A 21,704-nucleotide genomic window follows, 5' to 3' on the forward strand; every position below is an offset into this window, starting at 1 on the left:
CTAAATGATCATGCTGCGCTATGCGGTCTATCGCTTCTTCACGATGCTGCTGACACTGTTGGTGGTCTCGGTTCTGATATTCGTCATCATCAACCTGCCGCCCGGCGACTATCTGAGCAATCAGATCGCCGAGCTTCAGGCCTCCGGCCAGTCCGCCGGTGTTGCCAAGGCCGAGTTTCTGCGGGCCGAGTATGCCTTGGATCGCCCCATGTGGGAGCAATACCTGATCTGGATGGGCTTCTGGCCCGGCCCCCACGGTTTCGAAGGCCTCCTGCAAGGCAATTACGGCTGGTCCTTTGAGTTCGACCGACCCGTCTCTGACATCGTGGGCGATACGCTTTGGCTGACGGTTGTTGTCAATCTTGCCGCGATCTTGTTCGTCTACGCCGTCGCCCTGCCCTTGGGTGTGATCGCCGCCGCGCGATCGCGCACGTGGATCGATTATACCTCGGCGTTTGTCGGCTATCTTGGCTTGGCCACGCCGAATTTTTTGCTGGCGCTGATCCTGTTCTACTACGGGCATCAGTATTTCAACCTGCCCATCGGCGGCCTGATGGACCCCAAATTCGAAGGCGAACCGATGAGCTGGGACAAGTTGAAATCCATCCTTGTCCACCTGATCGTGCCGACCTTTGTCATCGGCACCTCGGGCGCGTCGGCCATGATGCAGCGCCTGCGCGCGAACATGCTGGACGAGCTGGGCAAACCATATGTTGAGACAGCCGTGGCCAAAGGCATGGCCCCGTCACGGATGCTAACGAAATATCCGTTGCGTGTGGCCTTCAACCCGTTCGTCGCCGACATCGGGAACCTGCTGCCCTCGATGGTGTCTGGCTCGGTTCTGGTATCGGTCGTTTTGGGCCTGCAAACCATTGGCCCGACCTTGCTGACGGCGCTGAAAACGCAGGACCAGTTCCTGTCGGCATTCATCCTGATGTTCGTGGCCCTGCTGACCCTGATCGGCACCATGATCTCGGACATCCTGCTGGTCATGCTCGACCCGCGCATTCGGTATGAGGGGCGAGACGCATGACCCAACGCCCCGATGATCGCTATGTTGACGACGCACCGTTCGACCCGCAGGCCTCGGTCCAACAGCTCGAGCGCGCCGATCTGGACGCCCCGAACTGGGTTTTGGTCTGGCGCAAGTTCCGCACGCACAAGCTGGGCTTGATTTCGGGCGTTTTCCTGCTGTTGTGCTACCTGATGCTGCCCTTTGCAGGCTTCATCGCCCCCTACGGCCCCAATGACCGGAACGGAGAGCACCTCTATGCCCCGCCCCAGTCGATCAACTGGTTCCACGAGGGCGAGTTCATCGGGCCTTATGTCTACCCCATCACCGCAGAGGCAGATCTAGAGACTTTCCAGTGGAAGTTCATTCCAGACACCGAGGATCCTCGTCCAATCAAGTTCTTCTGTGAAGGGTCCGAGTATCGCTTGGCCGGGTTCATCCCCTCTGACACGCATCTGTTCTGTGCCCCTGATGGCGCGACGCTGTTCCTATGGGGCTCGGACCGACTGGGCCGCGATATCTTCAGCCGCATTCTCTATGGCGCGCAGCTATCGCTGACTGTGGGCCTGATTGGCATCACGGTGTCGTTCTTCCTTGGTATCCTCTTTGGCTCAATGGCCGGGTATTTTGGCGGTCGTATCGACTGGACCATTAACCGCGTGATCGAAGTCCTGCGGTCTCTACCCGAACTGCCGCTCTGGCTCGCCTTGTCCGCCGCCGTGCCTTCGAACTGGAGCCCCGTCGCGGTCTTCTTCATCATCTCGATCATCCTCGGCATTCTCGACTGGCCCGGCCTCGCCCGCTCCGTCCGCGCCAAATTCCTCTCCCTGAGGGAAGAAGAATACGTCCGCGCGGCTGAGATGATGGGTGCAAGCTCGGGCCGGGTGATCCGAAAGCACCTGCTACCGAACTTCATGTCACACCTGATCGCGTCGGCCACCCTGTCGATCCCGGCGATGATCCTCGGTGAAACCGCGCTTTCCTTCCTCGGCCTCGGCCTGCGTGCGCCTGCGGTCAGTTGGGGCGTGATGCTGAACGACGCGCAGAACCTCGCCTCGATCGAGATCTACCCTTGGACGGCCATTCCGATGCTGCCCATCATCGTGGTCGTTCTGGCCTTCAACTTCCTTGGAGACGGGTTGCGCGACAGTCTGGACCCCTATCAGCAATGAGCCTGCTGTCCGCTCTTCCGGCGGCTGACAGCTATCGCACCACCGGCGAAGGAACCTTGCCCAGCGCCTTCGCCGTCTCCGAGCTCGCAACCGCCAGCTTCGCAGCGGTCGGTCAGGAGCTGGCCAGATGCATGGCCGCCGCAAACCTGTCGCAGACTGCTCCAGAGATCATGGTGGATCACCGCCTCGCTTCGCTCTGGTATCGCTATTCCTTCAAGCCCGATGGCTGGGAGATGCCCAGCCTGTGGGACGCCATCGCAGGCGACTACCGCGCGTCTGACGGCTGGATCAGGCTGCACACCAACTTGCCTCACCACCGCGCTGCCGCCTTGAAAATTCTGGGCACACAAGCCGACCGGGAAGCGGTTTCACAGGCCCTGCGTAGCTGGGCTATCGCTGACCTTGAAAGCGCTGTTGTGGCCGAGGGCGGCGTCGCAGCCGCCATGCGCAGCCGCGCCGAATGGTTGGACCATCCCCAAGGCCGCGCCATCAGCCGTGATCCACTGATCAGTTGGCAGAATCCACGTCGGATCACTCTACGGGACCGTCCGGCTGCAACAGCCGAACGCCCGCTTGCTGGCTTGCGCGTCCTAGACCTGACCCGCGTTCTTGCGGGTCCTGTCTCAACCCGCACATTGGCCGGATTCGGCGCGGATGTGCTGCGCATCGACCCTCCGGGCTGGGATGAGCCGGGCGTTATTCCCGACATCTCGCTGGGCAAACGCTGCGCCTATCTGGACCTGAAGTCGCCCGAGGGCCTGACCCACCTGCAAGACCTGCTGTCACAGGCAGAGGTATTCATCCACGGCTACCGCCCCGGCGCGCTTGAGGCTCTGGGGCTTAGCAAAACAAAGCGTGACGAACTGGCCCCCAACCGGGTCGAGGTCACTCTGGACGCCTATGGCTGGCAAGGCCCTTGGGCCACACGCAGAGGGTTCGACAGTCTGGTTCAGATGAGCGCAGGTATTGCCCATGCCGGGATGGAATGGGCCAACGCCGACAAACCCACCCCGCTGCCAGTTCAGGCTCTGGACCATGCGACCGGATACCTGATGGCAGCCGCAGTTCTTTCTGCACTGGCCGAGGCAGCCTCGGGAAATTCAATCATGCACGCCCATCTGTCTTTGGCGCGCACCGCCGAGTTGTTAGCCATTCTTGGCAAAACCGATACAGGGCAAGACGCGATCACGGCCAACCAATCCGACTATGGCGAAGAAACCGAACAGTCCGGATGGGGCCCTGGCCACCGGCTAAAACCCGCACTGACCATTGGTCAGACGGTGATGAGGTGGGACCTGCCCGCCCCACAACTGGGCACATCCGAGCCAACCTGGTCCTGACGCTCCAACCGCCGCGCGGCACGCGCGGCCCGGCCCAACGCTTTGGAAGGCGTCTCGTCAGAGACGCAGCCCAAAGGGGCGGGAGAACCGTCTTAGCGGTCGTCACCGCCCGGTCCGATATCGTCCAGATAGTCCTCATCAATCGCCGCTTGTACCGCGCCAGTCACTGCCTCGCGCTGTTTCGGGGTCAGATCTTCGGCCTCTTTGCCATCGGCAAGACGAACGGTCACTTCACGATGGGCAAACTTGATGCCTTCGCGGGCGAACAGCTCTCGAATATCTTGATACACCTTCTTGCGCACCAACCACTGATCGCCCGGCTTGGTCATGAATTTGACCCGGATGATCATCGCCGAATCCTGCATCTCGATCACGCCCTGCGACTTCAAGGGCTGGATGAAGTTGTCGCCGATTACCGGATCGCTCAGCAACTCCTGACCTAGTTTCTTGATCAGTTTCCGTACCTTCTCGACATCCGTGTCATAAGTCACACGCAGAGGCAGCTTCATGATCACCCAGTCACGCGAATAGTTGGTCAGAACCTTGATCTCCCCAAAAGGGATAGTGTTCAGCGCCCCCAGATGGTGGCGCAGTTGGAACGAGCGGACCGAGATTTTCTCGACCGTTCCCTTCACATCCCCAATGTCGATGTATTCCCCTTTGCGGAACGCATCATCCAACAGGAAGAAGGCGCCCGAGAAGATGTCGCGCACCAAGGTCTGCGACCCGAACCCGACAGCCAGACCAACCACACCGGCACCTGCGAACAGAGGGCTGACGTTGATGCCCAGCTCCATCAGTACGATCAGCACAATCGTCACGACAACGACCGCCAGGATCGCCCCGCGGAACAAAGGCAGCAAGGTGGCCAAGCGGCTCTGACCGCCTTCGCCGCCTTCATCGCCCAACTCGGCCTCGGAGCCATCATCAGACTCTTCGGCGATTTTGCTGTCGATCCAGATGCGGAAAAAATTGAACAGGATGTAACCGATGAACAGGATAACCATCACGTCCAGCGCGCGCCCGATCGGCAGATCCTCGCTCCAGCTGGCATCCGGGTTCCAGATCACCACCAGCGCGTAGCTGCCCACGACAAAGGCCAGTATGCCAGCAACCCGGCGGGCCAGATCCTCATAGGTCAGAATGGCGTGTTTGCGTTGTACCGCCTCGGGCGAGGGTGCCTCTGCCTCGATCTCTGCCTCGGCGTTGATCTGTTCAATCTTGCGGTTGCGATCGAAATAGCGCTCCAGCAGATAGTTCATCGCGCCATATGCCACGACAACCGACATGAAGATCGCATAGCTGCTGGCAACAATCGGGACCGAGTTTTCATTCTCAAGCACCAGATCCACGGCCAGCTTCGACCAGCTGAACACGATGTACAGGATCAGCACCGGAGCCCAAGCAAATGAGATGAAGCGCAGAATCCACGAGACTTGAGACGGTGCCCGCCCGCCCCGGATCGCATTTGAAATGGCCCCGGCATTGAACAGGATCATCAGAATATTCAAGAAGGCCCCGAACAGGGTCAAGCACCCGTAGACCAAGGCGTAGACGTTGTAGTTCAGACCGAAATCCGCCACCCAGGTCGAAAACAGAACGACCGAAACGTCATAGGTCGCCACCGCCGATGCCCAGATATACAGCCGCTTGGCGTGGCGGTCCGAGAAGGGCGGCAGGCGATACTGGCTCAGGTAAGGTGACAGCACCATTCGCCACAGGTCCGAGATCGTGCGGGACAGGAAAAAGGCCGTGAAGATCGCGGTCACGGTAAACTGGATCGAGATATCTTCGGCCTCGCCAAAGAACAGATAGCCCACGATCAATGCCATCAACATGGCAAAGATCGTGCCGCCGATCCCCATCACGAAGCGGTACACGAGAAACGGCATCTTCTCGCGATAGCCCTGCGGGTTCTCCTTGATCCGCGCCACGACCCAGCGCTTGGCGATCCGTTTGCCGTAGATCTCGGTTGAGAGCCACCGCCCTAGCAGCAGGAAAAGGATGTTCCAGCCCAGAACCTCGACATAAGTCTGAATACGGCCATCCGGGCTGGTCTGACGCAGGATATACTCCACTTCGAACACCGAATAGGGCAGGGCCTCAAGGCGTGACTGAACTGATTCACGGAACTTGGTGAACCGCGCCTGCGTGCGCATCAGTTGCGAGGCCTCAGCCATGGGGTCAGCCTCAGCCGGTTCCGCTTCGGGCTGCTCGCCTGCGGCTGAGACCAGATTGCCAGAACTGTCTATTACGATCACGCTGGCACCAGCCTCGTTGGCGGTGCGGATCGCGTCGGCGAGATCACTGTCGTTGGTTGCAGTCTCTTCAGTTGCGGAGCCCGAGCCATAGCTCGGTATCAGCGCGGTCTGCGCCGCTACACTGACTGGAAACGCCAACAACAGAGCCCAAAATGCAAAAAGCGTCACGGCCAGAAAGTTCGGTTTCATAGGGTCTTGCATCCAATTTCTTCACTGGCGCACACCGTACAGAACCTGTTGGACGTGTTCAAATCCTCCCGCCCGCCTGCTCTCGCCCTTTGACCGAAACTGCAATGACTGGTGCAAATTGAACCCATATCGTCAATATCCTGTTGCCAAATCGCCATGTTTGGCACATTTGCAGGCGGGCGATTTCCCCTTTGGCAAGCGCAGCATAAGGATATACGGTATCGCTTGCATACGCGCGGATGTAGTACCCAGACCAATAAGACGGGCGACCCTATGAGCCTAGGCAAAAAACAAGACAATCCGGACCGCGCGCCGCGCCTGCTATTTTACAGCCACGATACCTTTGGTTTAGGCCACTTGCGCCGTTCGCGTGCGCTGGCGGCAGCGATGACCGAAGCCGACCCAAGCGCATCCGCGCTGATCCTGACCGGATCGCCTGTGGCCGGGCGTTTCACCTTTCCCCGCCGCGTCGACCATGTGCGCTTGCCGGGGGTAACCAAACGCTCGGACGGGTCTTACGCGGCCCGCACGATTGGCATGGGCATTGAAGAGGTGACCGAGCTGCGCTCGAGCCTGATTAAGACAGCCGTTCAGCAATTCGATCCTGACGTCCTGATCGTCGACAAGGAGCCCACCGGTTTTCGTGGGGAGTTGCTGCCAACGCTGGAATTCCTCGAACAGTCCTGCGACACCAAGCTAGTTCTAGGCCTGCGCGATGTTCTGGACGAGCCTGAGGTTCTGGCCGCTGAATGGGACCGCAAGGACGCAATCGCCGCGACCGAGCGGTTCTATCATGAAATCTGGGTCTATGGGTTGCATTCGATCTACGACCCGACCGAGGGCCTGCCACTCAGCGCCTCGGCCCGGTCGCGTCTGCATTGGACCGGCTATCTGCGCCGCGACCTCGGCCCGGTCGGAGAGCCACCGGAACAACCCTATATCCTGATCACGCCCGGTGGCGGCGGCGATGGCAAGGCGATGGTCAATCTGGTCCTCTCGGCCTATGAACAGGACCCGACCCTGTCGCCCCGCGCGGTGCTGGTCTATGGACCCTTCCTGTCCGGTGAGTCGCGTGATGAGTTTGAAACCCGCGTGGCCGCGCTGAACGGGCGCGTGACGGCGGTCGGGTTCGAATCCCAGATCGAAACGCTTTTTGCCGGAGCGGCGGGCGTTGTTTGCATGGGTGGCTACAACACGTTTTGTGAGGTGCTATCTTTCGACAAACGCGCCGTCATCGTGCCGCGCACGACACCTCGGTTGGAACAATGGATACGCGCCTCGCGCGCTGAAAGTCTTGGCCTTGTCCGGATGCTGGACGAACAGCGCGACGGTTTGACCACCGACGCCATGATCCGAGCCATCCGCGAATTGCCGCGCCAGCCCCTGCCCTCGCAGGCGATCAGCGACGGCTTGCTGGACGGGCTGGACTATGTAACGGGCCGCGTCGATGCGCTGCTGCACCGGGAACAGGAACGAGCGACCGGATGACATCCCAAAACCCGAAACTCGCGGTGCTGGTCAAAGGATGGCCGCGCCTGTCCGAGACGTTTATTGCGCAAGAACTGGTCGCCTTGCAGGAGACCGGGCATCAGTTTGACATCTGGTCCCTACGTCACCCGACCGACACCAAACGCCACCCCCTGCATGACCGGTTCAAGGGGCAGGTGCACTATCTGCCTGAATACCTCTATCAGGAACCGCAGCGCGTCTGGGCCGCACGGGCCATCGCCAAGCGCCTGCCGGGCTATGTCGAGGCATACCGCGTGTGGCGGCAGGATCTGCGCCGCGACCCGACCCATAATCGCATTCGCCGCTTCGGACAGGCCTGCGTTTTGGCTGCCGAGCTACCGGGCTCGACGCAGGCGCTCTATGCCCATTTCATGCACACGCCCTCATCGGTGGCGCGCTATGCCGCCATCATGCGCGGTGTACCGTGGAGCTTTTCGGCCCACGCCAAGGATATCTGGACTTCGCCCGAGTGGGAAAAGCGCGAAAAGCTGCAAGCGGCGACCCATGGCGCTGCCTTTGGCGCCACCTGCACCGCTATAGGGGCCGCCCATTTGCGGGAGCTGGCGGATGACCCCGCACGCGTTGACCTGATTTACCACGGGTTGGACCTAGCACGTTTCCCAAGCCCGCCGGACAGGAAACTACGAACAGCGGACGGGCCGTTTCACATGATCTCGGTCGGGCGCCTGGTCGAGAAAAAGGGCTTCGATCGGCTGATTGATGCATTGGCCTTGCTGCCCGAGACGCTGGACTGGCATTGGACTCATATCGGCGGCGGCGCTTTGGGGGACGTACTGCGCGATCGCGTCACGGCAGCCGGCATTGCCGACCGGATCAGTTGGAAAGGCGCCTGCGATCAGCCTGAAGTGATCGAGGCCATGCGCGCTGCCGATCTCTTCGTCCTCCCCAGCCGCATTGCCGAGGATGGCGATCGGGACGGGTTGCCGAATGTGTTGATGGAGGCCGCCTCGCAACTCCTGCCGATCCTATCGACGCCGGTGTCCGCGATTCCTGAGTTCATCACCTCAGGCACACACGGCATCTTATCGGAAGACGATCCAATTGCGCTAGCCAAAGCGATGCTGGCACTGGCGAGCGATCCCGAAGCCACCGCCAAAATGGCCCGGGCTGCCTATGACCGTTTGCTGGCCGAGTTCCGGATGGACCCCGGCATCGCGCGGCTTTCGGAGCGGCTGAACGCTTTGTGCCTGGAAACGGTCTAATGGCTCGCGTGGCGTTTTACGCCCCCATGAAGTCCCCACATAGCCCGACCCCTTCGGGCGACCGCGAGATGGCGCGGAACCTGATCACCGCCCTTGCCGCCGAGGGGGATCACGTCGACCTTGTCTCCGAGCTGCGGATCTATGACAAGCACGGAGATACCGCCAAACAACACGCCTTGCGCGCGGCGGCCGAGGCAGAAACGCAACGCCTGATCGCCGAGTTGCCGCAAGACACTCAGCTTTGGGTGACCTACCACAACTACTACAAAGCCCCGGACCTGATTGGCCCGCAGGTCTGCGCGGCACGACGGATCCCCTATGTTCAAATGGAAAGTACACGGGCCAGCAGCCGCCTGAAGGGGCCTTGGGCCGGGTTCGCGCAATCCGCCCATGAAGCCTGCGATGCGGCCAAGGTGGTTTTCTACCACACCGCAAATGACCTGATCACGTTGGAGCGTGACCGTTTTGGCACTCAGGCTCTGGTCGAGTTGCCGCCGTTTGTGCCGATCACGGATTTGCCCCCTCAGGCTGCGGCCGTGGGTCCTATGCTGGCCGTGGGCATGATGCGGCACGGGGACAAGCTGGCCTCGTATCAGCTGCTGGCCGAAGCTCTGACATATCTCACTGGCGATTGGCAGTTGCAGATCGCAGGCGACGGACCGGCCCGAGGCGAAGTTGAAGCACTCATGGCCCCGTTCGGTGAAAAGGTCACGTTACTTGGCCAACTGGACCAAGAGAGCCTGGGCCACCTCTATCAGAGGTCGGGGTTTCTTGTCTGGCCCGGCGTCAACGAAGCCTACGGCATGATCTATCTTGAGGCTCAGGCCGCAGGCCTGCCTGTGGTCGCGCAAGACCGCCCAGGTGTGCGTGACGTGCTTTCGCCTTCGGACTACCCCAGTGTCGAACAAGCGGCGCAAGGCCTGGCCCAACGCATGCAGACCCTGTTGCAGATGGGCGAAGAGCGGCAACGCTTGGGGATCGAGGCCCGCCGATACGTCGCCGAACGCCACATGATGCCCGGTGCAACGCGACGGTTCTGGCAGACCATCCGCCCCATGCTGGAGGTTTCCGCATGACCAGATTGGCCTTGCTGCGACACGGTCATACGCCGTGGAACCGCGCCGGACGCATTCAGGGGCGAAGCGACATCGCGCTCGACCCTGAGGCACGTGCTGAACTGTCTGGATACGCCTTGCCCGCCTCTTGGGAGCATGCTCAGATCTGGGCCAGCCCGTTGCAGCGCGCGTTTGAGACAGCGCAGATCGTTTCGGGCCGCGTCCCGATGACCAGCGATGCGCTGATCGAGATGAATTGGGGCGATTGGGAAGGCTTGCGCGGTGTAGACCTGATTGCAGACTCTTCCAGCGGCTACAGGCATATCGAGGATTGGGGTTGGGACTATCGCCCGCCAAATGGCGAAAGCCCGGCTGAGGTTGCAGATCGTCTCGCGCCTTGGCTGGCAGAACTCCGGCAAGACGCGCTTGCTGTGTGCCACATCGGCATCATGCGGGTCATTCTGGCGCGGGCCTGGGGATGGGATTTTGAAGGCCCCGCCTCTTTCAAAATCAAGCGCAACAGGCTCTATGTCATCGACATGGAGACAATGACGCCTGAAGCGGAACCGACCCGCCTGATCAAGCGCGAGGCCACGACATGAAAGTGATGCTTGTCGTCACCCACCTGTTGGGAACCGGGCACCTAAGCCGAGCCTTGACGCTGGGGCGCGCTTTTTTGGGTGCAGGCCATGAAGTGATGGTGGTGTCTGGTGGCATGCCAGCGCCTCAGCTTGACAGCACGGGCCTGACGCTGTTTGGCCTGCCGCCGCTGCGCTCGGACGGGACCAACTTTACCCGACTGTTGAGTGAGGACGGCAAAGAAGCTGATGAAACCTATCGCAACGAGCGGACCGTGGCGTTGGTTGAGGCCGTCCGCGCGTTCCAGCCGGACGTGCTGATCACCGAACTTTTCCCCTTTGGCCGCCGCGTATTGGCTGGTGAATTCGAGGCTGCTCTGACTGCCGCGCGGGCACTGCCGCACAGCCCCGTCATCCTCAGCTCAATCCGCGATATTCTGGCACCGCCGTCCAAACCCTCCAAGGCCGAACGGGCCGATGAGATTATTGACGCGTTTTATCAAGGTGTTCTGGTTCACGCGGATGAGCGTATCACACCGCTGAGTGTCAGCTGGCCCGTCTCGGAGCGGCTGGCCGGGTGTTTGCACTATACCGGCTTTGTCGCGCCGGTTGCACCGCAGCCCCATACGGACGGTGTTGGTGAGGGAGAGATTCTGGTCAGCGCGGGCGGTGGATCGGTGGGCCAACCGATCTTTCACGCGGCCATCGAGGCCGCCCGAAAGATGCCCAACAGGCGCTGGCGCCTGTTGGTGGGTGGGCGTGATGCCAAGGCGCGCATTTCTGAACTGTCCCAACTGGCCGAAGGCGCACCTGTTGTCATCGAACCCGTGCGCCCCGATTTTCGACAAATGCTCCCCCATGCGGCAGCGTCGGTGAGTATGTGCGGCTACAACACCGCGATGGACCTGTTACAATCGGGGACTCCGGCGGTGATGGTGCCGTTTGATGACGGGAATGAAGTGGAACAAAGTCTGCGCGGGCAAAGCCTGTCTGCGCTTTCGGCGATGGAGGTTCTGCCTAGCAAAGACCTTGAAGCGGCCCACCTTTGCGAGGCCCTGGAGCGGGTCATTTCTGACGTACCCCGTTCGACGCAGGGCTTTGGCTTCGACGGAGCGCAGCGCAGCGTTGAGATCGCTCAGAGGCTCTGGGACGCGCGCAGATGATGGTAGACTGGCACATATTGGACGAAGAACTGGCCATTTGGCGCGAACAAGGGCTGTCTTTTCCGCTGTGGTGGCGGGACGACGATGCGATTGCCCCAACCCCTCAGCTGAACCAACTCTCCGCCTTGTCGGAACGGCTTGGGATTTCGGTTCACCTGGCGATCATCCCGCGTGAAGCAACGAGCGAACTGGCGTCTTACATGGCGCAACGGCCGAACCTGATACCGGTTGTCCACGGCTGGGCGCATGAAAACCACGCTCCGCCAGAAGAAAAGAAATCCGAATTCCGGCTGCACCGTCCCATGGAGGCGATCTTGCAGGACGCCGAGGCCGGTATGACGCGCCTGCGGTCTCTGTTTCCGGATAGTTTGCGGCCCATGTTCGTTCCCCCGTGGAACCGGATTGCGCCAGAGGTTGCCGCACATCTGCCCGATCTCGGGTATGAAATCCTCTCGACCGCGACCCCTCGGACATCGGCACAGCCCGCGCCGCGGTTGGAGCAGGTGAACACCCATATCGACCCGATCGACTGGCGCGGCAGCCGGAGCTTAGTGGATCCTGAATCGCTGATCCAGAAAACCACCGCGTTGCTGCGTGACCGCCGGGAGGGGCGCGCCGACAACAGTGAACCGCTCGGCATATTGACCCATCATCTGGTTCATGATCAAGACATCTGGGCCTTTACCGAAGCTTTGCTGAAACACCTGCTGCACGGGCCGGCGACCCTCTGGACCGCCCCCAGACACGGAAACGGAGACCCCGAATGAGCCGACTGGATTCCATGCTGCGCCGCCTGACCGCGCAACGCGACGGGCTGAACTGGGCCGCTGCGAAGATCGCTGATCAGAAAGGCGATGTGCTGGACATGGGGCTCGGCAATGGGCGCACCTATGACCACCTGCGTGAAATCCTGCCCGAGCGCCGCATCTGGGTGATGGATCGCGTTCTGCAATGCCACCCCGACAGCACTCCGCCGGAACAGGATTTCCTGCAGGGCGAGGCCGAACCTATGCTGCAAAAACTTGCCAGCGCAGGGCACAAGATGGCGATGGCGCACTACGATTTCGGCCGCGGGATCAAGGCGGATGACGTGGCCGAGGCGGCGCGGCTTAGCCCTCTGATCGCGCAGGTGATGCAGCCCGGAGGGTTGCTGATCTCGGGCCAGCCGCTGGTCGGTTTCGATCAGATCGAGGGGCCCGAAACCATCGCTCCGGACCGCTACCTGTTCTACATGGCCTGATCAGGCGACGCGTCGCCCGCGCGACCAGACCGCATTCAGGGCGGGAACACCTGCCCGCATGCGGAACCGGATCAGGTCCGCGCGGGCGCCGGTGCGCAACACGCCTCGGTCGTCTAGCCCCACGGCCTGTGCCGGGGTCTGGGTCACAGTCCTCAGCCCACGCGCCATGTCGTCCCACATCTGCCCGAGCCGCACAGCCGACAGCAGCAGCGCCGAGGGCACGTAGTCAGACGAGATGATGTCCAGATGGCCCAGCTCGGCCAACTCCTGCGCTGCGACATTGCCCGAATGAGATCCACCCCGGATGATGTTCGGAGCCCCCATCATGACTTTGATATCGTGCGTGTGGCAGGCTCGAGCAGCTTCGACCGTAGTCGGGAACTCGGCCAGACGAATGCCGTGACCTGCGGACACCTGTACCTGCTCTTCCGTCGTATCATCGTGGCTGGCCAAAACCGCACCAAAGCGGTTGGCGGCCTTGACGGTCTCGACCTCATGCTTTTCACCATTGCGGTCGCGCAGCCCTTTCAGATGGGCCACGTGTTGCATGAACGTATCATCGTCCATGGCGTATTTGCCCTTCATATAGGCCTCAAGTTTCGAGAGATCGCGAAACTGTCTTTGACCCGGCGTGTGATCCATGATCGAGACAAGGCCAACACGGTCCTCGGGGCCGAACTCGTCCAGCTCCTCGACCAGAGTTTCGGAACACACCTCGGCCCGGAGATGCAGAAAGTGACTGATCTTCAACGCATCCTGTTCACGCAGATCCCAAAGTTCCTGCGACAGGCCTCGCGCGTATTTCAGATACCGGGCCGAGCCTGAGGGGATGGATCCGATCCGCATCGCGTCAAACACGGTTGTGATCCCGGTGCTTGCGAGCTCCGCATCATGGGCAAGGATAGCGGCGGCGTGGGGCCAGTCGACCTTGGGACGCGGCTGGATGTGACGCTCGAGGTTGTCCGTGTGCAGCTCGACCAGACCCGGGCTGATATAGTCGCCTTCACAATCAACCGCACCCGCAGGGACCGAAGCGCCTGTGTCGATATCCGCAATGCTTTCGCCCACGACCCGAACACTCCCTGTGACGGTTTCGCCCGGCAACACGAGCGTGGCATTGGCAAGGATCATTTCTTCTGTCATCTGAGCTTCACACAGTTTGAGCTATTGAACGGGCCACGCAATAGGAGGCCAATGTGACATTCACGCGATACGCGATCTACTATGCCCCCCCTGCCGATGCAGAGTGGACGCAATTTGCAACCAGCTGGCTGGGCTGGGACATGGAGACCGGGGCACCGGTGGCGCATCCCGCCGTAGATGACATCGACGTTGCCTCGGTCACCGAAGTGCCTCGCAAATACGGGTTGCACGCGACGATGAAACCTCCGTTCCGGCTGCGGGATGGGCAGACGGTTGAGGCGCTCTACGACGTCTGCGCTACGCTGGCCGTGCGCCATGCGCCGGTCTCGCTGGACGGGTTGGAGGTCGCGCGACTGGGCCGGTTTTTGGCCTTGCGCCCGGTCGGAGACACCCATGCCCTGAACGCCCTCGCCGCGGCCTGTGTGCAAGAGCTTGACGGGTTCCGCGCGCCTGCGTCCGAGGCCGAACTGGCCCGCCGCCGCGCGGCAAAACTGACCCTGGAGCAGGACGTCAATCTGGTGCAGTGGGGCTATCCTTACGTGCTGGAGGCCTTCCGGTTCCACATCACGCTGAGCGGAAAACTGGCAAAACCCGTGCTGGCGGAGGTTGAAGCGGCTTTGGGCGCGCATCTGGCCCCGAAGTTGCCCGCACCCTTCCGGATCGAAGATCTGGCCCTGATGGGCGAAGCCGAGGATGGACGTTTTCACCTGATCCATCGCTACGCCCTTTCCGGCTGAAGCCGCGCAAGGATCGCGCTGACCGTATCGTCCAACGCGCCCGAGTTGTCGATCTCGATCACCCGGCGCAACCCATCGGGCAGCGGCGCTTTGGCCCGACCAAGGCGCTTGGCCTGTTCTTCTGTGGTTTCGCGCCCCCGTGCCGCAAGGCGTTGTTCCAGAACCTTCGCATCGGCGGTCAAGGAAATCACTATAAGGTCCCCGAACACCTCCTGCGCTTGCAACAGAACCGCACGGGAGAAATTGACCAGAACAGCCTGACACTGCGTGCGCTGCTCCGCAATCTGCACCGGCACACCGTAGTGCAGCCCATGTGCCCGCCAGTGCATCGAGAAGGCACCATCCAGCACCATCTGCTCAAACACTTCGACCGAGACCCGGTCGAAATCCTCGCCCTCTTCCCCCTCGGGCCGCGTGATCACGCGACGCAGGCGCTGAACCCCTGACGCGCGGGCCTCTAGCGCAGCCATGACGCTGTCCTTGCCCACACCTGACGGGCCAACAACCGCTATGACTGGTGCAAGGCTCATGCCGCCTGTCCGGGCGTGAATTCCGAGACATTGACCGAGCGGTCGCACACACGCTCGCGCGCTTCGACGTCGTGGAAAATCCCGACAATTGCGGCGCCGCGGGCCTTGGCCTCTTCGATTAGCGACAAAACCGTTTCCCGGTTCTGCGCGTCCAGGCTGGCCGTCGGCTCGTCCAGCAGCATCGCCGGGTAGTCATGCGCAAAACCGCGCGCGATGTTCACGCGCTGCTGCTCACCGCCCGAAAACGTGGTCGGGCTAAGCGACCAGAGCCGTTCGGGAATGTTCAACCGCGCCAGCAGACCCGCCGCCTTGTCCAAAGCGGCTTGCCGGTCACAGCCCAGCGCCAAAAGCGGCTCGGCCACGACCTCAAGCGTGGGGACACGAGGCACGACCCGCAGGAACTGGCTGACATAGCCCAGCGTCTCACGCCGCAGCGCCAGAATCTCACGCGGTTGGGCTTTGGCCACGTCCAACCCGCCGACCAGCACCGCGCCTGAGGCCGCGAGGTAGTTTCCGTAGATCACCCGCATCAAGGTGGATTTGCCCGCGCCCGACGCGCCGGTCAGGGCAACGCATTCACCGGGGGACACCTTCAGCGAGGCACCCTCCATCACCGGAATGACCGCGCTGCCCTGATTGTGCAGGGTAAAGCTCTTGCTGACGTCTGTAAGCTCAATCATCGCTTCATCTTTTCCCAAATATTCAAACCTGCAGAACGCTGGACACAAGCAGCTGTGTATAGGCGTGCTGCGGATCGTCCAGCACCTGATCGGTCAGGCCGGTTTCCACAACATGGCCGTCTTTCATCACCATCAGCCGGTCGGCCAACAGGCGCACAACGGCCAGATCGTGGGTGACGATAATCGCGCTCAAACCCATCTCGCGCACCAATCCGCGCAACAGGTCCAGAAGCCGCGCTTGAACCGAAACATCCAGCCCTCCGGTCGGTTCATCCATGAACACCAGTCGAGGCCCCGTCACCAGATTGCGCGCGATCTGCAGGCGCTGCTGCATCCCGCCCGAGAACGCAGTGGGGCGATCATCGACCCGAGCCTCGCTGATCTCGACCCGACCGAGCCAGTCGATCGCCTTGTCGCGGATGTCGCCATAGTGACGATCGCCGACGGCCATCAGGCGCTCGCCGATATTGCCGCCCGCACTGACCGACATGCGCAGCCCATCGCGGGCGTGCTGATGAACAAAGGCCCAATCCGTGCGGCTCAGCATCCGCCGCTCGGGCTCGGACATGGTGACCGTATCGACCGGACCGTCTGCGCGGGTGTCAAAGATCACCTGCCCCGCATCGGGTTCTAGGTGACCTGCCAGACAATTCAGCAACGTCGATTTGCCCGACCCGCTTTCGCCAACGATCCCCATCACCTCACCCGGATAGAGATCAAAACTGACATCCGTACATCCGATCCGGGCACCGTAGCTTTTTTCGATGTCCTTAACTTGCAACAGCGGAGTCATGCCGCGTCCTCTCTGGTCATAGGGCCTTGGTGGCCCGCCTCACGGCGCGACCGGCAGTAGTCCGTGTCCGAGCAGACGAACATCCGATTGCCCGCATCATCCATGATGACTTCGTCCAGATAGCTGTCCTCGGCCCCGCACAGGTCGCAGGGGTGATCAGCTTTGGAGGCCTCAAACGGGTAGTCCTCAAAATCGAGACTGACGACCTTGGTATGGGGTGGCACCGCGTAGATTCGCTGTTCTCGCCCCGCGCCGAATAGTTGGATCGCGTCCATCTCCAGCTTCGGGTTGTCGAATTTCGGAATCGGCGACGGGTCCATCACATAGCGATCCGACACTTTGACCGGATAAGCGTATGAGGTCGAAATCGCACCGTGTTGGCTGATATCTTCGTAAAGCTTCACATGCATCAGCCCGTATTCCTCCAGGCTGTGCATCTTTCGCGTTTCCGTCTCGCGCGGTTCGAGAAAACGAAGAGGCTCAGGGATCGGAACCTGATAGACGAGGATCTGATCCTCCGTCAGCTTTGCCTCGGGGATGCGGTGGCGGGTCTGGATGACGGTGGCTTTCTCAGTCTCTTCCGTGGTCGCAACACCGGCCGTGTTTTCAAAAAACTTGCGGATTGACACCGCGTTGGTCGTGTCATCTGCGCCCTGATCAATCACCTTGAACGTATCGTCAGGCGTCAGCGTTGCTGCCGAGACCTGAACACCGCCGGTCCCCCAGCCATAGGGCATCGGCATCTCGCGGCTGGCAAAGGGCACCTGATACCCCGGAACCGCCAACCCTTTGAGGATCGCCCGGCGGATCATCCGCTTGGTCTGCTCATCCAGATAGGCGAAGTTGTACTCGGTCATAGCAAACCTCTTTCAGTCAAAGCGGCATCCAAAGCCTGTGGCGAAGTGAAGTGAATGGCGTCCATGCCCACTGCCTGTGCACCTTTGACATTGTGCAGGCCGTCGTCGATGAACACGCAGTCTTCGGGCGCGTGGCCGGAACGTTCGCAGAGGATTTCGAAAATCCGCGCGTCGGGTTTCATCACGCCCTCCTGGCCCGACACGACCAGCGTGCCAAAGACCTCGCCCAGCCGTGGTTGAACCTTCAGCCCCTCGGGCCATGTTTCCGCCGACCAATTGGTGATGGCGTGGACCGGCGTGCCTTGCGTCTTCAGGCGGTCCAGAACGTCCCACGTGCCGTGGATCGGTGTTTCGACCGTGCGGGCGTAGAGGTCGACATAGGCTGCGAACAGCTCCTGATCGCGCGGGTCAGAAAGCTCCTGCGCCATATCGGCGAAACGCTCACCATTGTCGCCGCGCGCGTTGCGTGCCAGGAAATCTGTCCTTTCGATGAAGGCATGGGCGGCGTCTTCCGACCCCAGCGCCTCGACCCAGGCCAGATGCGGCTGCCAATCGACAAGGACGCCACCGATATCAAAAACCACCGCTTTCATTCTGCAGCCTCCTTGGGTGCTATGCGTTCTTCCGCCTCGCGGCGCAGCTTGCGCACGAGTTCCAGTTCCGATTGGAAATCCACGTAATGCGGCAGCTTGATGTGTTCGAGGAACCCGGTGGCCTGAATGTTGTCCGCATGGCTGAGGACGAATTCCTCATCCTGCGCGGGGGCCCCCAGGTTGTCTTCACCCAGTTCTTTCCAACGCAATGCCCGGTCGACCAGAGCCATCGAGATCGCTTTGCGCTCGGACTGCCCAAAGACCAGACCATAGCCACGGGTGAACTGAGGCGGTTCGGTCTTGGAGCCTTGGAACTGGTTAACGGTTTCACATTCGGTCAGCTCAACCTCGCCGATCTCAATGGCGAAACCTAGCTCGGGGATGTCCATCTCGACCGCTACTTTGCCGATCCGCAATTCGCCGACAAAAGCGTGATTGCGGGCGTAACCGCGTTGGGTTGAATAGGCCATGCCGAGAACGAACCCCTCATCCCCGCGGGTCAGAGCCTGCAAGCGCAGAGGGCGGTTCGAGGGAAACTCCATCGGCTCCCGCGTCAGGTCGCCCGGTGCGTCCTCGCTGAGTGGTTCGTCCTGAATAACGTCCTCACCCTTGAGGAAGCTGATGATATGCGGTGTCGGTTCCTGTCGGGCGTCGCCTTCGGGCGCGGGGGCAATTTCACCATCGGCGGCCAGTTTGAAATCCAGCAGGCGATGGGTGTAGTCGAAAGTCGGCCCCAGAACCTGCCCGCCCGGCGCGTCCTTGAACGTGGCCGAGACGCGACGGTCACAGACCATGTCGCCAGTCTTGACCGGGTTTGAATAGCCAAACCGAGGCAGCGTGGTGCGATAGGCGCGGATCAGAAAGATCGCCTCGATCAGATCCCCGCGCGCCTGCTTGATCGCCAGCGCCGCGAGGTCCGGGTCGTACAGGGACCCCTCGGCCATGACCCGATTGACGGCAAGACTTAGCTGTTCGCGGATTTGCGCGATGCCCAGATCGGCGATGTCGGTATCGCCCCGGCGCTCTTCGGCCAGCCAGGCATGGGCGTTTTCGATGGCCTTTTCACCACCTTTGACGGCTACATACATTGGTTACCCCTCGGCCTTGATCTGCGTGCTGCGCGGCAAGGCTGCGACCTGATCCCCGCAGGTGAAGAAGAAGTCACAGCCCAACGGGTAGAGCATCGCGTTGCCCTGCAGTGCCGCGATATCCGGTAGCGACAGACGTGTCGTGGTCTTGATTCCCGGCCCACCCAGAACCGCGCCGTTCGGCGCGAGCGCATCACTCTCAACAATCAAAGTGGCCGAGCGGTCAGGATATTCGGACGTGCCGATCCGGTAGTCGCTCAGAGGCATCAGGTCAGACCAGCGGCCCACGGCGAAATCCGCTTTCGACGCCTCGACTATCGGCGCACCTGTATGAAACCCGAGCCATTGGCGCATGTCTGGCGTATCTGCCGCGCCCGCCAGGTAAACCCCTGTATCCGCATCACATAGCGTCAGCAGCAGGGTGCCTGCCGCGACCGATAGCGGTGCCGGAGGTTCTGCCCCGACCAGCGTTCTGATCTCACCCGGGCGCGCCATCACGGTCATCGCAGCGCGAAACGCGTGCGCGGCATCGCGCGGGGCGTCCTGAAACCCACCTGAGAAGTGCGATTGTGCGTTCATCAGTCCTCTCCCCGGACCAGCGTGAAGAACTCGACCTTGGTGGCCGCCGCTTTTGCCGCCCGCGCCTTGCGTGTATCCTGCATCTGGGTCTTGAGCGGCGTGATCACCAGTTCGGTCAGATGATCTGCCGCGTCGGTCTGCATTAGCGCGTCGATCAGTGCGGCAGCCTCGGCCTTGGGCTTGGAGCGGCCCTGAACGTAACCATGCCCCACGGTGCCGTCCTCCAACGCCAGTGAGCAGCGCGTGACCGTCATCTCACCCAGGTTGAATGGGGCGCCGATAGCGCCTGCACGACCGCGCACCATCACACCGCCAATCTCGGGGCTGCGCAGCCATTTGAACGATGGACGATCCGCCACCCTATCCCAAAGCAGCATCATCGCATCCTCGGGGGCTCGGGCCAGCAGGCCCATCCACTCCTGACGCGTAATCCCGTTGCTTTTCATCTGTTCTGTCATCGAAAGCCCTTGTCGCGGTTGTCTATCAGAACTATACAACTAGACAAATATTAGCCTGCATCCGCCTGTTAGGCAATCCATGAGACCGTGAAGTTTTGATGACATGAGCAAAACACCGATTTGGAAGAGCATCGCACTCAGCTTGACCTCAGATATCGCCGAGGGACGCTTTGGCACGGGTGACCGGCTGCCGACCGAGGCGCAGCTGGCGGCAACCCACGGAGTCAATCGCCATACGGTCCGGCGCGCGCTAGCCGAGCTGGTAGAGCAAGGGTTGGTTCAGCCTCGCCGCGGGGCCGGTGTCTTTGTCACCGCGCGGCCAACGGATTATCCGATTGGCAAACGAGTTCGATATCACAAGAGCATTTCCGCCAGCGGCAAGATACCGGGCAAGCGCATCCTGTCTCTGACCACCCGCGCTGCGGATGAGGCCGAAGCCGAAGCACTGGCTTTGCAGCCCGGCGATCCAGTTCATGTTTATGACGGCTTGTCTCTGGCGGATGGTCAGCCCATTGCGCTGTTTCAAAGCGTCTTTCCGGCGCTCAGACTGCCCGACATTCTCACCCACCTGACCGAAACCCAATCCGTCACCAAGGCGCTTCAACTCTGCGGTATCGAGGATTTCATACGGACATCCACACGGCTAACGGCCCGCGCTGCCACAGCGACGCAGGCGCTGCACCTGAACCTTAATGAAGGCGCACCGATCCTGCACTCTCTGGGGATCAACGCGACCACAGAAGGGCAACCGGTCGAGTATGGAAAAACCGTTTTCGCCGGTGAGCGCGTAACCCTAACGCTGGACGAGACCTGACAAGGGGGCGCTGGGCCCAAGCCCGCCAATGAGTATCGGCGTAGCCGATGCACATGCGGGCGCGGGAAGGTTACTCGTATTTCTCCAGAAACGCCTCAATGTGCAATGCGCGGAAATCCGGCAGCACGTCGCGCAATCTGTCATGGCTCCAATCCCACCAGGCCAGAGCCAGTAGTCTCTCCGACACCTGCTCGGAAAAACGCCGTCGGATCTGTTGCGCCGTCACCCCTGCAACGATCGTGTAGGGGGCGACATCCTTGGTCACGATCGCACCGGACGCTACAACCGCCCCGTGCCCGATCGTCACCTCAGGTTTGATGATCGCCGCATGGCCGATCCAAGTGTCATGGCCAATCGACGCCTGTCGCCCAGCGCGATGGGCAAACCACTCTGCATCGTCCTCGGCATCCTCCCAATAATCCGCTGAGCGATACAGGAAATGATGCAGCGAGGCTTTCTCCATCGGGTGATCCGTCGCGCCGATCCGGGTGAAGCTGGCGATATTGGCGAATTTGCCGATCTCGGCATTGGCAATGTCACAGGTTCGGTCGCAATAGGAGTAGTCACCGAACCGCGAATTGGCGACCCGCGTCCCGGCGCCGATCTCGACATAGGCGCCAAAGCTGCTGTTCGAGATCTGACAGTCTGGATGGATGAAAGGCTGATCAGAGCGCAGGCGCGTCATCGTAT

The 21,704-nt window shown here is 61.2% G+C and carries 23 protein-coding genes; 12 read left to right on the top strand and 11 right to left on the bottom strand.

Features of this window, described 5'->3' with window-relative positions:
* Positions 1-4: 4 nt before the first annotated feature.
* From ACR0J4_RS06240 to ACR0J4_RS06250, 3 genes are read left to right on the top strand one after another with little or no spacing between them, the layout of a single operon-like run.
* Entirely contained in the window at positions 5-1,033 is a 1,029-nt protein-coding gene (locus tag ACR0J4_RS06240) for an ABC transporter permease (protein WP_170377562.1), read from the top strand.
* Entirely contained in the window at positions 1,030-2,184 is a 1,155-nt protein-coding gene (locus ACR0J4_RS06245; RefSeq protein ID WP_170640635.1) for an ABC transporter permease, read from the top strand. The genes ACR0J4_RS06240 and ACR0J4_RS06245 overlap by 4 nt, the downstream gene beginning before the upstream one ends.
* Positions 2,181-3,524 (top strand): CoA transferase, encoded by a 1,344-nt coding sequence (locus tag ACR0J4_RS06250; RefSeq protein ID WP_170640637.1) that lies wholly within the window; start codon positions 2,181-2,183, stop codon positions 3,522-3,524. Before ACR0J4_RS06245 ends, ACR0J4_RS06250 begins: the two co-directional genes overlap by 4 nt.
* Before the next feature lie 92 nt (positions 3,525-3,616).
* Here the strand turns inward: ACR0J4_RS06250 and ACR0J4_RS06255 are convergent, their stop codons facing one another.
* Positions 3,617-5,974 (bottom strand): mechanosensitive ion channel family protein, encoded by a 2,358-nt coding sequence (locus ACR0J4_RS06255; RefSeq protein ID WP_170747298.1) that lies wholly within the window; start codon positions 5,972-5,974, stop codon positions 3,617-3,619.
* Between the two features lie 273 nt (positions 5,975-6,247).
* Between ACR0J4_RS06255 and ACR0J4_RS06260 the strand changes: the two genes are divergently transcribed.
* The 7 genes from ACR0J4_RS06260 to ACR0J4_RS06290 are packed head-to-tail and all read left to right on the top strand — an operon-like array spanning position 6,248 to position 12,742.
* Positions 6,248-7,462 carry a glycosyltransferase gene (locus ACR0J4_RS06260; RefSeq protein ID WP_170555770.1) on the top strand — a complete coding sequence of 405 codons (1,215 nt, stop codon included), beginning with the start codon at positions 6,248-6,250 and terminating at the stop codon, positions 7,460-7,462.
* Entirely contained in the window at positions 7,459-8,706 is a 1,248-nt protein-coding gene (locus ACR0J4_RS06265; protein WP_170640641.1) for a glycosyltransferase, read from the top strand. The genes ACR0J4_RS06260 and ACR0J4_RS06265 overlap by 4 nt, the downstream gene beginning before the upstream one ends.
* On the top strand, positions 8,706-9,782 hold the full coding sequence (locus tag ACR0J4_RS06270; protein WP_170555772.1) for a glycosyltransferase family 4 protein: 1,077 nt from the start codon (positions 8,706-8,708) through the stop codon (positions 9,780-9,782). Before ACR0J4_RS06265 ends, ACR0J4_RS06270 begins: the two co-directional genes overlap by 1 nt.
* Complete coding sequence (locus tag ACR0J4_RS06275; protein WP_170640643.1) at positions 9,779-10,363, top strand: histidine phosphatase family protein; 585 nt, start codon at positions 9,779-9,781, stop codon at positions 10,361-10,363. Before ACR0J4_RS06270 ends, ACR0J4_RS06275 begins: the two co-directional genes overlap by 4 nt.
* On the top strand, positions 10,360-11,502 hold the full coding sequence (locus ACR0J4_RS06280; RefSeq protein ID WP_170640645.1) for a glycosyltransferase: 1,143 nt from the start codon (positions 10,360-10,362) through the stop codon (positions 11,500-11,502). The genes ACR0J4_RS06275 and ACR0J4_RS06280 overlap by 4 nt, the downstream gene beginning before the upstream one ends.
* A complete protein-coding gene (locus ACR0J4_RS06285; protein ID WP_170640647.1) occupies positions 11,499-12,269 on the top strand; it encodes a polysaccharide deacetylase family protein in 771 nt (256 codons plus the stop codon). The genes ACR0J4_RS06280 and ACR0J4_RS06285 overlap by 4 nt, the downstream gene beginning before the upstream one ends.
* Positions 12,266-12,742 carry a class I SAM-dependent methyltransferase gene (locus tag ACR0J4_RS06290; RefSeq protein WP_170377542.1) on the top strand — a complete coding sequence of 159 codons (477 nt, stop codon included), beginning with the start codon at positions 12,266-12,268 and terminating at the stop codon, positions 12,740-12,742. The genes ACR0J4_RS06285 and ACR0J4_RS06290 overlap by 4 nt, the downstream gene beginning before the upstream one ends.
* Here the strand turns inward: ACR0J4_RS06290 and ACR0J4_RS06295 are convergent, their stop codons facing one another.
* Positions 12,743-13,885, bottom strand: coding sequence for an alpha-D-ribose 1-methylphosphonate 5-triphosphate diphosphatase (locus tag ACR0J4_RS06295; RefSeq protein WP_170640649.1), 1,143 nt, complete (start codon positions 13,883-13,885; stop codon positions 12,743-12,745).
* 53 nt (positions 13,886-13,938) lie between these two features.
* On the opposite strand from ACR0J4_RS06295, the gene ACR0J4_RS06300 reads away from it, so the two are divergent.
* Positions 13,939-14,622, top strand: a complete 684-nt coding sequence (locus ACR0J4_RS06300; protein WP_170640651.1) for a DUF1045 domain-containing protein — start codon at positions 13,939-13,941, stop codon at positions 14,620-14,622.
* Here the strand turns inward: ACR0J4_RS06300 and phnN are convergent.
* The 8 genes from phnN to phnG are packed head-to-tail and all read right to left on the bottom strand — an operon-like array spanning position 14,604 to position 20,200.
* On the bottom strand, positions 14,604-15,152 hold the full coding sequence (phnN, locus tag ACR0J4_RS06305) for a phosphonate metabolism protein/1,5-bisphosphokinase (PRPP-forming) PhnN (RefSeq protein ID WP_170555778.1): 549 nt from the start codon (positions 15,150-15,152) through the stop codon (positions 14,604-14,606). The two genes, ACR0J4_RS06300 and phnN, sit on opposite strands and share 19 nt — an antisense overlap.
* On the bottom strand, positions 15,149-15,832 hold the full coding sequence (gene phnL / locus ACR0J4_RS06310; RefSeq protein ID WP_170555779.1) for a phosphonate C-P lyase system protein PhnL: 684 nt from the start codon (positions 15,830-15,832) through the stop codon (positions 15,149-15,151). Before phnL ends, phnN begins: the two co-directional genes overlap by 4 nt.
* Positions 15,833-15,854: 22 nt before the next feature.
* Positions 15,855-16,625 (bottom strand): phosphonate C-P lyase system protein PhnK, encoded by a 771-nt coding sequence (gene phnK / locus ACR0J4_RS06315; RefSeq protein ID WP_170377532.1) that lies wholly within the window; start codon positions 16,623-16,625, stop codon positions 15,855-15,857.
* Positions 16,622-17,482, bottom strand: a complete 861-nt coding sequence (locus ACR0J4_RS06320) for an alpha-D-ribose 1-methylphosphonate 5-phosphate C-P-lyase PhnJ (protein WP_170640654.1) — start codon at positions 17,480-17,482, stop codon at positions 16,622-16,624. The genes phnK and ACR0J4_RS06320 overlap by 4 nt, the downstream gene beginning before the upstream one ends.
* Positions 17,479-18,075: an HAD family hydrolase gene (locus ACR0J4_RS06325; protein ID WP_170640656.1), complete on the bottom strand. Its 597-nt coding sequence runs from the start codon at positions 18,073-18,075 to the stop codon at positions 17,479-17,481. The genes ACR0J4_RS06320 and ACR0J4_RS06325 overlap by 4 nt, the downstream gene beginning before the upstream one ends.
* Complete coding sequence (locus tag ACR0J4_RS06330) at positions 18,072-19,163, bottom strand: carbon-phosphorus lyase complex subunit PhnI (RefSeq protein WP_170640658.1); 1,092 nt, start codon at positions 19,161-19,163, stop codon at positions 18,072-18,074. Before ACR0J4_RS06330 ends, ACR0J4_RS06325 begins: the two co-directional genes overlap by 4 nt.
* Before the next feature lie 3 nt (positions 19,164-19,166).
* On the bottom strand, positions 19,167-19,742 hold the full coding sequence (gene phnH / locus ACR0J4_RS06335; protein WP_170555784.1) for a phosphonate C-P lyase system protein PhnH: 576 nt from the start codon (positions 19,740-19,742) through the stop codon (positions 19,167-19,169).
* Positions 19,742-20,200: a phosphonate C-P lyase system protein PhnG gene (gene phnG, locus ACR0J4_RS06340; RefSeq protein WP_480668333.1), complete on the bottom strand. Its 459-nt coding sequence runs from the start codon at positions 20,198-20,200 to the stop codon at positions 19,742-19,744. The genes phnH and phnG overlap by 1 nt, the downstream gene beginning before the upstream one ends.
* A 103-nt stretch (positions 20,201-20,303) precedes the next feature.
* Here phnG and phnF point away from each other — a divergent pair, with 103 nt between their 5' ends.
* Positions 20,304-21,014: a phosphonate metabolism transcriptional regulator PhnF gene (gene phnF / locus ACR0J4_RS06345; RefSeq protein WP_170640660.1), complete on the top strand. Its 711-nt coding sequence runs from the start codon at positions 20,304-20,306 to the stop codon at positions 21,012-21,014.
* Between the two features lie 70 nt (positions 21,015-21,084).
* On the opposite strand, the gene ACR0J4_RS06350 is transcribed toward phnF, so the two are convergent.
* On the bottom strand, positions 21,085-21,699 hold the full coding sequence (locus tag ACR0J4_RS06350; RefSeq protein WP_170640662.1) for an LbetaH domain-containing protein: 615 nt from the start codon (positions 21,697-21,699) through the stop codon (positions 21,085-21,087).
* Positions 21,700-21,704 lie beyond the last annotated feature (5 nt).

The sequence above is a fragment of the Ruegeria sp. B10 genome, from assembly GCF_056539825.1.

What these genes read in the sequence shown, in the direction of transcription:
- phnK (WP_170377532.1), bottom strand. Translation starts at nt 16,625, where the DNA reads ATGACTCCGCTGTTGCAAGTTAAGGACATCGAAAAAAGCTACGGTGCC.
- phnL (WP_170555779.1), bottom strand. Translation starts at nt 15,832, where the DNA reads ATGATTGAGCTTACAGACGTCAGCAAGAGCTTTACCCTGCACAATCAG.
- ACR0J4_RS06245 (WP_170640635.1), top strand. Translation starts at nt 1,030, where the DNA reads ATGACCCAACGCCCCGATGATCGCTATGTTGACGACGCACCGTTCGAC.
- phnH (WP_170555784.1), bottom strand. Translation starts at nt 19,742, where the DNA reads ATGAACGCACAATCGCACTTCTCAGGTGGGTTTCAGGACGCCCCGCGC.
- ACR0J4_RS06285 (WP_170640647.1), top strand. Translation starts at nt 11,499, where the DNA reads ATGATGGTAGACTGGCACATATTGGACGAAGAACTGGCCATTTGGCGC.
- ACR0J4_RS06260 (WP_170555770.1), top strand. Translation starts at nt 6,248, where the DNA reads ATGAGCCTAGGCAAAAAACAAGACAATCCGGACCGCGCGCCGCGCCTG.
- ACR0J4_RS06320 (WP_170640654.1), bottom strand. Translation starts at nt 17,482, where the DNA reads ATGACCGAGTACAACTTCGCCTATCTGGATGAGCAGACCAAGCGGATG.
- ACR0J4_RS06350 (WP_170640662.1), bottom strand. Translation starts at nt 21,699, where the DNA reads ATGACGCGCCTGCGCTCTGATCAGCCTTTCATCCATCCAGACTGTCAG.
- ACR0J4_RS06255 (WP_170747298.1), bottom strand. Translation starts at nt 5,974, where the DNA reads ATGAAACCGAACTTTCTGGCCGTGACGCTTTTTGCATTTTGGGCTCTG.
- ACR0J4_RS06290 (WP_170377542.1), top strand. Translation starts at nt 12,266, where the DNA reads ATGAGCCGACTGGATTCCATGCTGCGCCGCCTGACCGCGCAACGCGAC.
- ACR0J4_RS06265 (WP_170640641.1), top strand. Translation starts at nt 7,459, where the DNA reads ATGACATCCCAAAACCCGAAACTCGCGGTGCTGGTCAAAGGATGGCCG.
- phnG (WP_480668333.1), bottom strand. Translation starts at nt 20,200, where the DNA reads ATGACAGAACAGATGAAAAGCAACGGGATTACGCGTCAGGAGTGGATG.
- ACR0J4_RS06280 (WP_170640645.1), top strand. Translation starts at nt 10,360, where the DNA reads ATGAAAGTGATGCTTGTCGTCACCCACCTGTTGGGAACCGGGCACCTA.
- ACR0J4_RS06325 (WP_170640656.1), bottom strand. Translation starts at nt 18,075, where the DNA reads ATGAAAGCGGTGGTTTTTGATATCGGTGGCGTCCTTGTCGATTGGCAG.
- ACR0J4_RS06275 (WP_170640643.1), top strand. Translation starts at nt 9,779, where the DNA reads ATGACCAGATTGGCCTTGCTGCGACACGGTCATACGCCGTGGAACCGC.
- ACR0J4_RS06330 (WP_170640658.1), bottom strand. Translation starts at nt 19,163, where the DNA reads ATGTATGTAGCCGTCAAAGGTGGTGAAAAGGCCATCGAAAACGCCCAT.
- phnF (WP_170640660.1), top strand. Translation starts at nt 20,304, where the DNA reads ATGAGCAAAACACCGATTTGGAAGAGCATCGCACTCAGCTTGACCTCA.
- ACR0J4_RS06270 (WP_170555772.1), top strand. Translation starts at nt 8,706, where the DNA reads ATGGCTCGCGTGGCGTTTTACGCCCCCATGAAGTCCCCACATAGCCCG.
- phnN (WP_170555778.1), bottom strand. Translation starts at nt 15,152, where the DNA reads ATGAGCCTTGCACCAGTCATAGCGGTTGTTGGCCCGTCAGGTGTGGGC.
- ACR0J4_RS06240 (WP_170377562.1), top strand. Translation starts at nt 5, where the DNA reads ATGATCATGCTGCGCTATGCGGTCTATCGCTTCTTCACGATGCTGCTG.
- ACR0J4_RS06295 (WP_170640649.1), bottom strand. Translation starts at nt 13,885, where the DNA reads ATGACAGAAGAAATGATCCTTGCCAATGCCACGCTCGTGTTGCCGGGC.
- ACR0J4_RS06250 (WP_170640637.1), top strand. Translation starts at nt 2,181, where the DNA reads ATGAGCCTGCTGTCCGCTCTTCCGGCGGCTGACAGCTATCGCACCACC.